Origin of the sequence: Actinomadura sp. NPDC047616 (genome assembly GCF_040642915.1) — a bacterium.
Lineage (GTDB): Bacteria > Actinomycetota > Actinomycetes > Streptosporangiales > Streptosporangiaceae > Spirillospora > Spirillospora miaoliensis.
This window is the reverse complement of sequence record NZ_JBEYTB010000001.1, coordinates 30,334-44,370: the sequence shown is the minus strand read 5'-3', so window position 1 is coordinate 44,370 and position 14,037 is coordinate 30,334. Positions and strand designations below refer to the sequence as shown.

Annotated in this window: 12 protein-coding genes; 8 read left to right on the top strand and 4 right to left on the bottom strand. The window is 74.5% G+C overall.

Features of this window, described 5'->3' with window-relative positions; translation table 11 throughout:
- Nucleotides 1-137: 137 nt before the first annotated feature.
- Both ABZ801_RS00205 and ABZ801_RS00200 read right to left on the bottom strand, forming a co-directional pair.
- The gene (locus ABZ801_RS00205; protein WP_344958743.1) at nt 138-1,154 is read right to left on the bottom strand and encodes a hemolysin family protein; all 1,017 of its coding nucleotides are present in this window, start codon (nt 1,152-1,154) and stop codon (nt 138-140) included.
- Nucleotides 1,154-2,482 (bottom strand): hemolysin family protein, encoded by a 1,329-nt coding sequence (locus tag ABZ801_RS00200; protein ID WP_344958745.1) that lies wholly within the window; start codon nt 2,480-2,482, stop codon nt 1,154-1,156. The genes ABZ801_RS00205 and ABZ801_RS00200 overlap by 1 nt, the downstream gene beginning before the upstream one ends.
- A 293-nt stretch (nt 2,483-2,775) precedes the next feature.
- On the opposite strand from ABZ801_RS00200, the gene ABZ801_RS00195 reads away from it, so the two are divergent.
- Nucleotides 2,776-4,023, top strand: coding sequence for a hypothetical protein (locus tag ABZ801_RS00195; RefSeq protein WP_360690580.1), 1,248 nt, complete (start codon nt 2,776-2,778; stop codon nt 4,021-4,023).
- Here ABZ801_RS00195 and ABZ801_RS00190 read toward each other — a convergent pair.
- Nucleotides 3,986-4,444: a hypothetical protein gene (locus ABZ801_RS00190; protein ID WP_360690577.1), complete on the bottom strand. Its 459-nt coding sequence runs from the start codon at nt 4,442-4,444 to the stop codon at nt 3,986-3,988. The genes ABZ801_RS00195 and ABZ801_RS00190 overlap by 38 nt on opposite strands.
- Here ABZ801_RS00190 and ABZ801_RS00185 point away from each other — a divergent pair.
- The 5 genes from ABZ801_RS00185 (at nt 4,413) to ABZ801_RS00165 (ending at nt 11,585) form a co-directional block, all read left to right on the top strand.
- Nucleotides 4,413-6,593, top strand: coding sequence for a tetratricopeptide repeat protein (locus ABZ801_RS00185; protein ID WP_360690574.1), 2,181 nt, complete (start codon nt 4,413-4,415; stop codon nt 6,591-6,593). The genes ABZ801_RS00190 and ABZ801_RS00185 overlap by 32 nt on opposite strands.
- A 7-nt stretch (nt 6,594-6,600) precedes the next feature.
- Entirely contained in the window at nt 6,601-7,800 is a 1,200-nt protein-coding gene (locus tag ABZ801_RS00180; protein WP_360690571.1) for a protein phosphatase 2C domain-containing protein, read from the top strand.
- Entirely contained in the window at nt 7,797-9,143 is a 1,347-nt protein-coding gene (locus tag ABZ801_RS00175; protein ID WP_360690568.1) for a VWA domain-containing protein, read from the top strand. Before ABZ801_RS00180 ends, ABZ801_RS00175 begins: the two co-directional genes overlap by 4 nt.
- A gap of 182 nt (nt 9,144-9,325) precedes the next feature.
- A complete protein-coding gene (locus tag ABZ801_RS00170; RefSeq protein WP_344958755.1) occupies nt 9,326-10,726 on the top strand; it encodes a hypothetical protein in 1,401 nt (466 codons plus the stop codon).
- A gap of 25 nt (nt 10,727-10,751) precedes the next feature.
- Nucleotides 10,752-11,585: a glutamate ABC transporter substrate-binding protein gene (locus ABZ801_RS00165; protein WP_360690564.1), complete on the top strand. Its 834-nt coding sequence runs from the start codon at nt 10,752-10,754 to the stop codon at nt 11,583-11,585.
- Between the two features lie 28 nt (nt 11,586-11,613).
- Here ABZ801_RS00165 and ABZ801_RS00160 read toward each other — a convergent pair whose 3' ends face one another.
- Complete coding sequence (locus ABZ801_RS00160) at nt 11,614-11,967, bottom strand: STAS domain-containing protein (protein WP_344958759.1); 354 nt, start codon at nt 11,965-11,967, stop codon at nt 11,614-11,616.
- A 418-nt stretch (nt 11,968-12,385) separates the two neighbouring features.
- Between ABZ801_RS00160 and ABZ801_RS00155 the strand changes: the two genes are divergently transcribed.
- Both ABZ801_RS00155 and ABZ801_RS00150 read left to right on the top strand, forming a co-directional pair.
- Nucleotides 12,386-13,057: a lysophospholipid acyltransferase family protein gene (locus ABZ801_RS00155; protein WP_360690561.1), complete on the top strand. Its 672-nt coding sequence runs from the start codon at nt 12,386-12,388 to the stop codon at nt 13,055-13,057.
- An 89-nt stretch (nt 13,058-13,146) separates the two neighbouring features.
- Nucleotides 13,147-13,857 (top strand): hypothetical protein, encoded by a 711-nt coding sequence (locus tag ABZ801_RS00150; protein ID WP_360690558.1) that lies wholly within the window; start codon nt 13,147-13,149, stop codon nt 13,855-13,857.
- The last annotated feature ends 180 nt before the right edge of the window (nt 13,858-14,037 follow it).

Sequence of the window (14,037 nt, the reverse complement as noted above, 5' to 3'; positions counted from 1 at the left end):
CGTGCCGGTGCGTTACGTCACCGTGATCGCAACTTAATCATCGGTCCGGTGCCGCCGCAAGCGATCGAGAAGATCCGGGGTCCAAAGACCGGAGTCCCGCCCGCGCTGCGGGGCGCGGGCGGGACTCCTCGTGCGGGTCAGTGCGGGTTGGCGGCCAGGAGTTCGGCCAGCAGGTCGTCCAGGGTGACGATGCCCATGTAGTCGCCGCCGGGGGAGTTGACCACGGCCAGCTGGGCGCGGGCCCGGCGCATCCGGGTGACCGCGTCCAGGACGGTGGTGCCCGCCACCAGCGCCGGGGCCGGGTGGGCCAGGTCGGCGGCGGTGCGGGTGCCGTCGGGGTTGGTCACGGCGGCGCGGACGTGGACGATGCCGGCCACGGTGCCGTCGCCGGCGCGGACCAGCAGGCGGCTGTGGCCGCTGGCGGTCGCGACGCGGCGGACGTCGGCCGCGGTGGCGTCGGCGGCGATCGTCGTGACCGAGGTGGCCGGGACCACCAGGTGGTCGACGGTGACCTCCCGCGCCGAGATGGCCCGGCGCAGCAGCTCGTGGTCGTGCCGTCCGATCAGGCCCAGGCGGCGGGACTCGCCGACCAGGTGGCTGAGGGACTGCGGGTCGGTGTGCTCCTCCAGCTCGTCGCGCGGCGGGATGCGCACCAGGCGCAGCAGCGCGTTGGTCGTCTCGTTCAGCAGCGACAGGATCGGCCGGGAGATCTTGGCGAACGCGCGGAACGGCAGCGCCAGGATTACGGCCGAGCGCTCGGGGTGCGCGATCGCCCAGGACTTGGGCGCCATCTCCCCGATGACCATGTGCAGGAACGTCACGACGGCCAGGGCGGTGGCGAACGCGATCGCCTTGGAACCGGCGTCGGGGACGCCCAGCGCGTGCAGCGGCGGCTCCAGCAGGTGCTCGAACGCCGGCTCGGTGACGATCGCCAGGCCCAGCGAGCACATGGTGATGCCGAACTGGGCGCCCGCCAGCATCAGCGACAGCTCCCGCGACCCGGCCACGGCGGCGGCCGCCGGGCGGCTGCCGCGCGCGGCGGCGCGTTCGAGCTGGCCGCGGTTGGCGGCGACCAGCGCGAACTCGGCGGCGACGAAGAAGCCGTTGCCGAGCAGGAGCAGGACGGTGATCAGCAGGGTGGTCATCGGGTCCATCAGGACTCCACCGCCGCCAGGTCGGGGGCGAGGACGCGCAGCCGCACGTGGCGGGCCACGCGCCGGGCCACGGTGACCACCTCGATCTCGACGCGGCCGGCCGGGTCGAGGTCGACGGTGACCCGGTCGCCGGGCGAGGGCAGGCGGCGCAGCCGCGCCATGACCAGCCCGCCGAGGGTGTCGTACACCTCGTCCTCGGGCAGGGCCAGCCCGGTCAGGCGGACGATCTCGTCGATGCGCTTGGCCGCGTCCACCAGCCACGACCCGTCGGGGGCGGCGGCGGGGGCGCTCTCGCGCACGTCGGTCTCGTCGGTGATCTCGCCGACCAGCTCCTCGGCCACGTCCTCGAAGGTGAGGATGCCGGCCAGGCCGCCGTACTCGTCGACGACGCAGGCGAACTCCTCGCCGGTCTCGCGCATCCGCTCGATCACCCCGTACAGCGGCTGGCTGCCGGGGATCAGCAGGGCGGGCCGGGCGATCTCGCGGACCGGGGTGGCCGGGTCGAGGCCGTCGTCGGCGACCTCCCGCACGCCCGCCACGCCGATCACGTCGTCGACCTCCCCGTCGTACACGGGGTAGGCGGTGTGGCCGGTGCGGCGGATCAGCTCGACCAGGTCGGCGACGGGGGCGTCGCCGGACAGCGCGCGGACGCGGGTGCGCGGCACCATCACCTCGTCGGCGGTGTGCTCGCCGAAGGTCACGGCGCGTTCCAGCAGCCCGGACAGGTCGGCGGGCAGGTGCCCGGCGCTGTGCGAGCGGCCGATGATGTCGCCGAGCTCCTCCAGGGTGGCGCCGCCGTGCAGCTCCTGCACCGGCTCGACGCCGACCGCCCGCAGCAGCCGTTCGGCCGACTTGTCGAACAGCCGGATCAGCGGGCCGAACACCGTCAGGTAGACCAGCGTGGAGGAGGCCAGGGCGCGGGCCAGCGACTCGGCGCGGGCCAGCGCGAGGTTCTTGGGGAACAGCTCACCCAGCAGCATCTGGATGAGGGTGGCCAGGACGAAGCCGGTCGCCAGGGCGATCGCGCCGGCCGCCCCGGTGGGCACGCCCACCAGCGGAAGCAGCGGCTCGATCAGCTCGGCCAGGGCGGGTTTGGCGATGAAGCCGACCACCAGCGTGGTCATGGTGATGCCGAGCTGCGCGCCCGACAGCATGAACGACAGGCGGCCGAGGACCTTCAGGGCCCGCGCGGCGGCCTTGTCGCCGCGTTCGGCGGCCTGGCTCAGCCGCGACCGGTCGGCGGCGACGTAGGCGAACTCCTGAGCGACGAAATACCCGGTGGCCGCGGTGAGCAGCACCACGGCCAGCACACCCAGCACCGCGCTCACCGCGGGGCACCGGGTCTATGACTGGGGTCCGACACTGCGGACGCTCAACTCCTCTCTGGACTGCCTCATGTACGCAAACGCAAGCTCACACCAGGTCGTTCCCGAAAACAAGAAGGGAGGTCGTGTGATGACCACCGCTTGTGCCCGAAAGTGTCACCGATCACACTGATTGGTAAGCACCTGCCGGATTCTTGACGCTGAGGGTGGTCTTTTGCTCCCGGGCCGCCCAGCGGGGGGACGGGGCGGGGCAGCGAATCCAGCGGGGGCCGGGCCGGATCGAGCGCGGAGCGGACGTGAACGAGAGCGGGGCTGGGGCGGCCGCGCCCATGAGCCGTGAGGGCGTCGACCATGCCCTGCGGACGTTGCGCGAGGAGCACGAGCGGATCGCCGACTCGCTGCTGGAAGTGGAGGCGCACCAGGGGTTCCGGCTGCTCAAGGGCGCCGTCCTGACGGGGGAGACCTGGCGGCGCTGGGACGAGGCGCAGCGCCGCATCGAACGGCTGTGGCTGCTGTTCGACGCCTGCCAGCAGGTGGTGGAGGCGGCCGAGCGGCTGCGGGCCCGCCGCAGCCGTCCCGACCCGGCGACGCTGGCGGAGCTGAGCGAGCTGCTGGCGGGCCCGTCGGTGGAGGCGCCCGAGAGCGAGATCCCGCTGGAGCGGCGCACCCTGCTCGGCCCGGACCGGCGGCGGCTGACGCTCGGCGAGGCCGTCGCCCTGATGTCGGAGACGTTCGACCGGGTGGTCGAGGTGGTCGCCGCGGCGGACGCCGCGTGGACGGCGCTGCTGGTCCCGCTGGACGAGGTGGAGAGCGACTGGCGGGAGGCCGCCCGGCTGGCGCAGGCGCTGGACGGCGCGCGGCGTCCCGAGGTCGACCGGCTGGGGCGCGAGCTGACGGCGTTCGGCCAGCTCGCCCGCACCGACCCGCTGTCGCTGGTGCGGGACGGGCGGGCCGACACCTCCCGGCTCGACCGGCTGCGCGCCGCGCTGGACGCGCTGCGCGAGTCGCTGGGCGAGGCGGTGCGGCTCAAGGAGGACTACGAGCGGCGCGTCTCCGACCTGCGCGCGTCCGTCGACGGCGTGGCGGAGGCCGAGCTGCTCGCGGCCCGCGCCAGGGACGAGGCGCTGGAGAAGATCGCCGCTCCGGTGCCGCCCGAGCCGGGCCCGTCGCGCGCGGCGGCGCTGCGCGAGCAGGTGGCGACGCTGGACGGGCTGCGCCGCGCGGGCCGCTGGACCGAGCTGGTCGGCCGGGTCACGGAGCTGGACGCGGCGGCCCGCCTGGCCCTGGAGCAGGCCCGCGACGAGCAGCGGCTCAGCACGGGCCTGCTGGACCGGCGCGGCGAGCTGCGCGGTCGCCTGGAGGCGTACCGGGCCAAGGCCGCGCGGCTGGGCCTGGCCGAGGACGACGGGCTCACGACCCTGTACAAAAGGGCCCGTGACCTTTTGTGGTCAGCCCCGTGCGACCTGCGACGGGCGACGGTGGCGGTGGCGGATTATCAGCGTGCGATCAAAGTGTGGGAGAGCGAGGCGGGGGCGGGGCGATGACACGGTGCACCCAGCCCGACTGCTCGGGCACCGTCGGTGAGGACGGTTTCTGCGACGAATGCGGCATGGCCCCGCCTGCCGGAGGCACGGTCCCACCGGCCACCGGGCCGACCACCGGGCCGACCTCGGGGCCGGCCCCCTCGGCCGGGTCCCCGGCCTCGGGGCCGCTCGCCGCCCCGCCCGTCACGACCCCGACGGCCGGCAGCGGCTCGGGCGGGTCGAGCGCGGGGTCGGCGGGAGCCGCGCCGTCGCCCGGGAGCGCCGGGAGCGGTGGGACGGCCGGGGCGCGGGCGAACTCCCAGACGCCGGGGCCGTCCACGCCGCAGGCCGGGACGCAGCCGTCCGGCGCGGGCTCGCAGGGGTCCGGGCCGTCCAGCGGGGGACGGACGTTGTGGCGGGGGTCGCAGTCGTCCGGCGCCACGGGCGGCTCCGCGCGGCGCGGCACGCTGGGCGAGGGACTGGTGAACGTGCCGCCCGTCCCCTACCGCGACCCCGCCTCGGCGATCATGGAGCGGCCGGAGGTGCCGGAGAAGCGCCGGTTCTGCAGCCGCTGCGACGAGCCCGTCGGCCGCAGCCGCGACGGTCGTCCCGGCCGCACCGAGGGCTTCTGCCGCAAGTGCGGGCACCCGTTCTCGTTCACGCCCAAGCTCAAGCCCGGCGACCTGGTCGGCGGGCAGTACGAGGTGCTCGGCTGCCTGGCGCACGGCGGGCTCGGCTGGATCTACCTGGCCCGCGACCACAACGTCAACGGACGCTGGGTGGTGCTCAAGGGCCTGCTGGACACCGGCGACGCCGACTCGCTGGCCGCGGCCGCCGCCGAACGCGCCTTCCTGGCCGAGGTGGAACACCCCAACATCGTCAAGATCTACAATTTCGTCCGGCACGGGGACTCCGGCTACATCGTCATGGAGTACGTCGGCGGCCAGTCCCTCAAGGACATCCTGCTGCAGCGCCGCACGCAGGACGGCGAGGAGGCGGCGCTGCCGCTGCCGCAGGTCCTCGCCTACGGATTGGAGGTGCTGCGCGCGCTGGGCTACCTGCACGGCGTGGGCCTGCTGTACTGCGACTTCAAGCCCGACAACGCCATCCAGTCGGAGGAGCAGCTCAAGCTGATCGACCTGGGCGGAGTGCGGCGGGCCTTCGACGTCGACAGCCCGATCTTCGGCACGCCCGGCTACCAGGCCCCCGAGATCTCCGACCGGGGCCCGTCGGTCACCTCCGACCTGTACACCGTGGGCCGGGCGCTGGCGGTGCTGAGCTTCCCGTTCCGCGGCTACACCCGGCGGCACCTGCGCAGCCTGCCGCCCCGCGACGAGGTGCCGCTGCTGCGGCGGGAGGAGTCGTACTACCGGCTGCTGCGCCGCGCCACCCACCCGGACCCGGCGGCCCGCTTCCAGAGCGCCGCCGAGATGGCCGAGCAGCTCACCGGGGTGCTGCGCGAGGTGCTGGCCGCCGAGGACGGCAGGCCGCGCCCGGCCCTGTCCACGCTGTTCGGGCCGGAGCGGGACGCCGCCGGAACGGAGATCGCCGACATCGGCACCGCCGTCCGCAACGCAGGCGCCGCCGTCCGCAACGGCCCGGCCGTCCGCAACGGCGGCGTGGCGGGCACCACGGTGCAGGCGATCGCGGGCGGGCCGGGCGTGCTGGCCCCGCTCGACCCCGCCGAGGCCGTCGCCGCGCTGCCGGTGCCGCAGGTGGCCGACAACGATCCGGCGTCGGCGTTCCTGGCCGGGCTCACCTCCCGCGACCCGGACTCCCTCGCCGCCGCGCTGGCCGCCTCGCCGCTGCCCTCGCTGGAGATCGACCTGGCGCTGGCCCGGGTGCGGATCGAACGGGGCCATCTGGCGGACGCGTCCGGCCTGCTCGGCCGTGTCGCCGACCGGCACCCCGACGACTGGCGCGTCGACTGGTACCGGGGGACGCTCGCGCTGGCGGGCGGGCAGTGGGCGCAGGCCCGCCGGATCTTCGACGAGCTGTACGACCTGATGCCCGGCGAGACCGCGCCCAAGCTGGCGCTGGCGTTCTGCGAGGAGTGCGACGGCCGCTGGGAGCCCGCCGCCCGCTTCTACGAGACGGTCTGGCGCACCGACCCGACGTACGTGAGCGCCGCGTTCGGCCTGGCACGCGTGCGGCTGGCCACCGGCGACCGGGCGGGCGCCGAACGCGTCCTGGACTCGGTGCCCCCCGTGTCCAGCCACTACCTGGCCGCGCAGCTCGCGGCCGTGGCGACCGCGGTGCGGGGACGGCGCGTCGAGGAGCTGACCGCCGACGTCCTGACCGGGGCGGCGCGGCGCCTGCAGGCCCTGCGGCTGGACACCGAACGGCACGCCCGGTTCGCCGCCGAGGTGCTGGAGGCCGCGCTGACCTGGCTCCGTACCGCCCCTGCCCAGAACGGCTCCGCCCCGAACGGCGCGACCGCCGAGGTGCTCGGCACCCCGCTGGTGGAGTCCCGGCTGCGCCGCAGGCTGGAGGAGACCTACCGCACGCTGGCCAAGCTGGCCGACGGCGCCGAGGACCGGCACGCGCTGGTCCGGAGGGCCAACGCCGTCCGCCCGATGACCCTGCTGTGATGCCGCTGTGACGACGTACGCGGACGGGCAGGCGGGCAGCGGGGCGGGCGACGTGACGGCCTGCGCCCGGTGCGGCGAGCCCCTCGCCGAGGACGACCGCTTCTGCGAGGCGTGCGGCGCGCCGAGCCCCGCCTACGCCGCCGCCTCCCAGGCCCCGGCGGTCGCGGTGCCGCAGGCGCGCTACCCGGTGCAGGTGCGGCCGGACGAGCCGTCGGTGTCGGTCGCCCGCCGGGCCCGCCGCACCCCCGAGGGGCCGTCCTGCGGGGACTGCGGGGCGACCGCGATCAGCGAGGACGGCTTCTGCGAGGAGTGCGGGCTGCGCCAGCCCAGCGGCCGCGAGCACGTCGAGATCGAGCTGGCCGCCGCCTGCCATCCGGAAGGCCGTCCGGCGCCCGCGCAGGCCGCCGGGATCAGCGACCGGGGCCTGCGGCGCGCCCGCAACGAGGACGCCCTGGCGATGATCTCGCTGCCGGAGGCGGTGTGCGCGGTGGTGTGCGACGGCGTCGCGTCCGTCCCGGGGTCGGAGGAGGCCGCCCGCCTGGCCGCGGAGACGGGCGTGGCCGTGCTCGCCCGCGCCCTGTCGGCCGGGGTGGCGCCCGTCACCGCCACCCGGACCGCGATCGCCGCGTCGGGCAGGGCCGTCGCGCGGCTCGGCGAGGCGGGCGGCGGAAGGCCCGACGACTCGCCCGCCTGCACCTACGTGTCGGCCGTCGTCACCCCCGAGGAGATCACGGTCGGCTGGGTCGGCGACAGCCGCGCCTACTGGCTGGCCGGGCCGTCCGGTGGGTCGCGTCCCTCCGCGCTGTTGACCACGGACGACTCGTGGGCGGCGCACATGGTGTCGCGCAACGCGATGAGCAAGGCCGCCGCCCACGCCGACCCCCGCGCGCACCAGCTGACCGGCTGGCTCGGCGCGACCGCGTCCCCCGACCCGCACGACGCCGCCTTCCGGCCGGGCGGTCCCGGCGTGCTGCTGCTGTGCAGCGACGGCCTGTGGAACCACCTGCCCGAGCCCGGCGACCTCGCCGCCGCGCTGGCGGACGGACCCGACGCGTCCGGCGATCCCCTCGGCGCCGCCCGGCTCCTGGTGCGCGCCGCCCTGGACGCCGGAGGCCACGACAACGTCACCGTGGCCGTCGTCCCGTTCCCGTCCGCCGCGTCCGCCGCGCCTCCCACCCCGACCGCACCGACCAGGGAGCAGTCATGAGCGACCTTCCCGAGTTCACGATCAGAGTCGACCAGAACCCCTACCTGCCCGCGGGCGGCCGGGAGATGCACGCCATCGTGACCGTCGGGGCGACCGGGGTGACCGGGGCGCTGGCCGCCGGGAGCGCCGCGCCGGCGGCCGGCTCCGCGGAGATCATCATCATCGACACCTCGGGGTCGATGTCGTACTCCGGCAAGATGGCCGCCGCCAAACGCGCCGCCCGCGCCGCCATCAACGTCATGCGCGACGACGTGCACTTCGCCGTGATCGCGGGCGCCAACGGGCCGCGCATGATCTTCCCGCGCGGGGACCGGCTGGTGCGCATGTCGGCCGTGACGCGCGAACGGGCGCTGGCCGCGGTCGGCCGGCTGGACGCCGCCGGGGGCACCGCCATCGGCTCCTGGCTGTCCATGGCCGGACGGCTGTTCGCCGACCATCCCGGCGCCGTCCGGCACGCGATCCTGCTCACCGACGGCAAGAACCAGCACGAGACCGACGAGCAGCTCGACGAGGCGCTGACGCAGTGCGCGGGCGTGTTCGTGTGCGACGCGCGCGGCGTCGGCACCGACTGGGACCCCGCCGAGCTCCGCAAGATCACCTCGGCGCTGCTCGGAAGCTTCCTGGACGTGCCCGACCCCGACGACCTGGAGCACCACTTCCGCGAGATGACCGAGTCCGCCATGGGCAAGCAGGTCGCCGACGTGGCGCTGCGGGTGTGGACGCCGCGGCACGCCAAGCTGCGGTTCGTCAAGCAGATGGTGCCCACCGTGCAGGACCTCACCGGCAAGCGCGTGGAGTCCGGGACGCAGACCGGCGACTACCCGCTCGGCGCGTGGGGCCGGGAGGAACGCGAGTACCACCTGTGCGTGGAGGTGCCGCCCGGCGACGTCGGACGGCAGATGCGCGCCGCCTGGGTCAAGCTCGTCGTCCCAGGGGCCGCGCCGGACGCGCCCGCGCGGGAGCTGGCCATGGGCAACGTCCTGGCCGAATGGACCGACGACGAGGCCAAGTCGACCCGCATCAACGCCCGGGTGGCGCACCACACCGGGCAACAGGAGCTCGCCGAGGCGATCCAGGAGGGCCTGGAGGCCCGCCGCAAGGGCGACGAGGACACCGCCACGGCCCGGCTCGGCCGCGCCGTCGTCCTCGCCCAGAAGGTCGGCAACGAGCAGATCGCCGGGCTGCTGGACCGGGTGGTGGACGTCCTCGACCCCGCCACCGGCACCGTCCGGCTGAAGAAGGACGTCTCCAAGGCCGACGAACTGTCCCTGGACACGCGGTCGGTCCGCACCGTGCGGACAGGCCCGGCCCCCAGACCCGAGCCGGACGGGACGCAGGGCTGAGCCATGCCCGCCCGCATCCGCCTCGGCGCGTGGACGACCATCACCCTGCACCCGCACGGGGAAGGCCCCTCATGACGACGCCAACGAGCAGCCCCCCGGCCGTCGCCACCCCCGCCGGCGGCGGTCCCGCCCCGCCGGCGAAGGCCGCCGCCAGGCGCCCGCGACGGTTCAGGGTGGCCAGCGTGCGGACGATCCCCGGCCAGATCCGCGTCTACACGGCCGCGTCGCTGCTGGCCGTCGTCCTGCTGCTGGCCGTGACGATGGCCGCGGTCGGCAACGCGCGCGACGGCGTGCAGACCATCGGGCACGACGCCGGGCCGCAGGTCATGGCGACCGGCACGCTGTACTTCGCGCTCAGCGACATGGACGCCCAGGTCGCCGACATCCTGCTGATCGGGCGCGAGCACGACCTCGGCATCGGCCGCGCCGAGTCGCTGCGCCGCTACGAGCAGCGCCGCGCCGAGGCCGACCAGGCCGCCGTGCAGGCCGCGCAGATCGCCGGACGCGACGAGGCGCGCCGCCGGACCGTCCGCGAGGTCCTGGACGGCCTCGGCCGCTACGAACGGCTCGTCGGCGAGGCCATGCTGCTGGACCGGCAGTCCGCCCACCCGGCCGGGGAGCTGCCGCAGAACGTCGTCGACACCTACCGGCGCGCCACCGACCTGATGAAGATGGAGCTGCTGCCCCGGGCGTACAACCTCACGCTCGACAGCGGCGCCACCGTCCGGCAGTCCTACGAGACCGACCGGGACGCCGTGCTGGACGGACGGGTGCGGGTCGGCCTGGCCGGGGCGCTCGCGCTGGCGCTGCTGATCGCCGCGCAGATCTACCTCGCCGGCCGGTTCCGGCGGCTGGTCAACCCGGCGCTGGCGCTGGCGACCGTGCTCACGCTCGCGGTGGTGGCCCTGGGCATGGCCATGCTGTCCGCGCAGGCCGGGCACCTGAAACGGGCCAAGGAGGAGGGCTTCGACTCCATCCTCGCGCTCAACCGCGCCCGCGCGATCAGCCACAGCGCGTTCGCCGACGAGAGCCGCTATCTGCTCGACCCCGGCCGCGCCGACACCTACGAGCAGACCTTCCTCGACAAGGCCCTGTCGGTGCTGTACGTCGACCCCGGGGAGCGCCCGCTCAACCTGGAGACGTACTACGACCTGCTGCCCGGCGCCGTCCGCAGCTACGAACGCGATCCCAGCGGCCCGCCCGTGGAGGTGCTGGGCCTGTTCGGCGAGGAGAAGGGCAAGAACCTCGCCGAGTTCGAGGAGAGCCGGCTGCGGCTGACCGTCCAGGCGTACCAGCGGGTCATGGACAACGACCGCCGCATGCGCGAGCTGGCCGCCGCGGGGGACCGGCGGGGCGCGATCCAGCTGCGCATGGGCCGCCAGTCCGGGGCGATCACCGCGTTCGACACCTACGACCAGCAGCTCACCCTGCTGATCCAGGCGCACCGCGACGAGTTCGACCGGGCCGTGCGGGCGGGCGACGACGGGCTGGGCGGCTGGGACGTGCTGCCGCCCGTGGCCGCGCTCCTCGTCGCCGGGCTGATCCTGGCCGGTGTCCGTCCCCGCCTGGCCGAGTTCCGCTGAGACCGGCTGACCGGAGGGTTGAGTCATGCACAACCGGCGCCTCCCGCACAAGGGGATCGCCCTGGCCACCGCGGCCGTCGCCGTCGCCGCCCCGGCGGGGTGCGCGCTGGAGCCCGACGCCGACACCATCGTGGGCGCGCACTCGCTGACCATCGGCGTCAAGGCCGACCAGCCGCACCTGGGGCTGCGCCGCCCCGACGGCCGCTACGAGGGCTTCGACGTGGACGTGGCCACCTACCTGGCCGGACGGCTCGGCGTGCCGCCGGAGCGGATCCGCTTCCGCACCACGCCGTCCTCGGTCCGCGAGCAGGCGCTGCGGGACGGCGCCGTCGACATGATCGTCGCCACGTACTCCATCACCGCCCCGCGCAAGACCCAGGTCACCTTCGCCGGGCCGTACTACGTGCCGCACCAGGACACCCTGGTGCGCGCCGACGACACCACCATCCGCGGCGTGCGCGACCTGAAGGGCAAGCGGCTGTGCCAGGTGACCGGCTCCAACTCCTGGCGGCGCGTCACCGAGGAACGCAAGATCGACGCCGACCTGGTCCGCGTCGACACCTACAGCCAGTGCATGGACCTGCTGGACGCGTCCCGGGTCGACGCCGTGTCCACCGACGACCTGATCCTGGCCGGGTTCGCCGCCGGCCGCAGCGGCAGGATCATCAACGCCCCGTTCACGGACGAGAAGTACGGCGTCGGCCTGCACAAGGGCGACCTGGCCGGGTGCGAGGCCCTCAACCGCGCCATCACCCGCATGTACCAGGACGGCACCGCCGCCCGCCTGCTCACCAAGTGGTTCGGCGGGTCGGGCCTGAAGCTCACCACCAGCGTCCCCCAGTTCGAGGGCTGCTCCTGACCCGCGCGCGGGCGCGGGCCGGCTCCCCTCAGGAGGTGGCGGTGGACGGCAGGGCGCCGATCGCCTCCCGCAGCGTCTCATAGGTCGGGACGAACTTGTCGACGCCGGTGATCCGGAACACGCGCCGGACCCGGGGCGGCAGCGCGACCAGCGCGATCGGCACGCCGCGCTCGGCGGCCCGGCGGTTGGCCGCCACGATCGCGTTGAGGCCGGTGGAGTCGCAGAAGGTGACCTGCCGCATGTCGACGATCATGGGGCTGCCCGTGTCGATGACCTCGAACATGGCATGCTCGAAGCGCGGCCGGGAGACCACGTCGATCTCTCCCTGCACCCGCACCAGGGTGCAGCGGTCGTGGTGCATCAGGTGCACGTCGAAGTCCATGGGCAACCTCTCGTTCACTGCCCGGAAGAGGTCCCGTCCCCTGCCCGTCGATCCTCAGCATCGCGCAACCGGGGCCCCAATCCAAGCGCTCGGAGGACCCGGATGCCCCCGGCGGGGGACCCGATCCCCGCCGGCCGCGCCGCGGGCCCCGGGGGACCGCCGGTGATACACGGTGTCCCCGGAAAGCTACTCATTGGGAACCTACCCCGTGGTAAGAAATGCGATGCCGCCGGGGATCGTCCCCTATATCAAAGACTTCCGTCGCTCCGCGCGATATGGTGGGATATATCACCGATCAGTGGCCTTGACCTGCGATGGGGCCATTCCTGGCGGTAGGCCGGGGTGGAAACGGCGGTCCCTAAGCGGGGTCCGGTTCGGCCAGCGGGTTACAGTAGCGGTGCCGAATTGGGGAGGCTGGGTGTTCTACACTTTCATGTCGCGCGTGGTCGCTCCGATCCTTCGCCTGCTATTCCGGCCGCGGGTCGAGGGGCTCGAGAACGTCCCGCACTACGGTCCGCTGATCGTGGCCAGCAACCACCTGTCGTTCATCGACAGCTTCATCATCCCCCTGGCGATCCCCCGGCCGGTCACCTACATCGCCAAGGCCGACTACTTCGTGGGCGGCGGCGTCAAGGGGCGGTTCGTCCGCTGGTTCCTCACCACGCTCGGGCACATCCCGGTCCAGCGCGGCGCGCAGCGGGCCGCGATGGGCGCGCTGGAGCAGGGCCTGGAGGTGCTGGAGAACAGCGGCGCGTTCGCGATCTACCCCGAGGGCACCCGGTCCCCCGACGGACGGCTGTACCGGGGGCGCACCGGGGTCGGCTGGCTGGTGCTGGCCTCCGGCGCCCGCGTGCTGCCGGTCGGCGTGACCGGCACCGAGAAGATCCAGCCGCTCGGCGCGTCCATGCCACGCGTCTTCGGGCCCCGCCCGACCGTGCGCATCGGCCAGCCCATGGACTTCTCCCAGTACCGCGACCTGCCGCCCGCCCGGGCGCGGCGCGTCATCACCGACGAGATCGTCGCGACGATCCAGAAGCTGTCCGGGCAGGAGTACACCGGCGTCTACAACGAGCGCGCCGACAAGGCCTGAGCCCCCCGGCCGCGCCCGCCCGGCTCGGGATGGGGCAGACGGCGTGTCGTCCCGGGTGACTTGCCCCGAGTGCCCCATAGGGTCGCCCCATGGCGCACAGGCTCCTTCCGCTGGCGGTGCTCACGGCGACGGCGCTGTCGGTGACGCTGGCGTCCTGCGCGGGTGACGACGGGGACGCCGAGCCCCTCAGGACGACCGACCGGGCCGCGCCCGTCGGCACCGGCTACACCTCCGACCAGCTCGAACAGGCCCTGCTGCCGGACGTGTCCGGCTACGAGCGGGCGGGCGAGCCCGACTCCGGCGAGTACGGCTCGCTCAAGGCCATCCAGAACTTCGACCAGCTCCAGGACCAGGTCACCCTCGACAAGCCGCGCTGCGCCAAGGCGGCGGGCCGCCCGGCCGCGGGCGTCGACCGCGGCACGCCCACCGCGATCGTCACGTTCGCCCGAGGCAACGGCCAGACGGCCACCGAGACGCTGATGGCGATGACCACCGACGCGGCCGAGCAGCAGGTCAAGGCGCGCGTGCCGGCGGGCTGCCTGACGTTCCGCACCCGCGTGGGCTCGCAGTGGTCCGAGCACCGCGTGTTCGAGGCCCCGCCCGGCACCCTCGGCGGCGGTTCGCGCACCGTGGGCGTGACGACGACCAGCGGCGGCTCGCACACCAAGACCTGGTACGTGGTGCTGCGCGGCCGCCGCTTCCTGGCCACGATCAGCCTGTACGGGCCGAACGCCACCCGCGCCGAGGCCGAGCAGCTCGCCCGCGCGGCCTACGACCAGGCCCGCCGCATCCTCCCCTGACCCCCTCCACCCGCCGGGGCGCGCGGAATCCGGGCGCGCGGCGCGCACGGAACGCGGGGCATGGTCGCGATGGGGTGGTTGGAGCGGATACCGTTCCCCTACACATCGCGCGGGCGCGCGGTGGCACGGGCCGGGACGGCCGGGCACGACGCCGTCCGGGCGCGCCGCCTCCGGAGCACG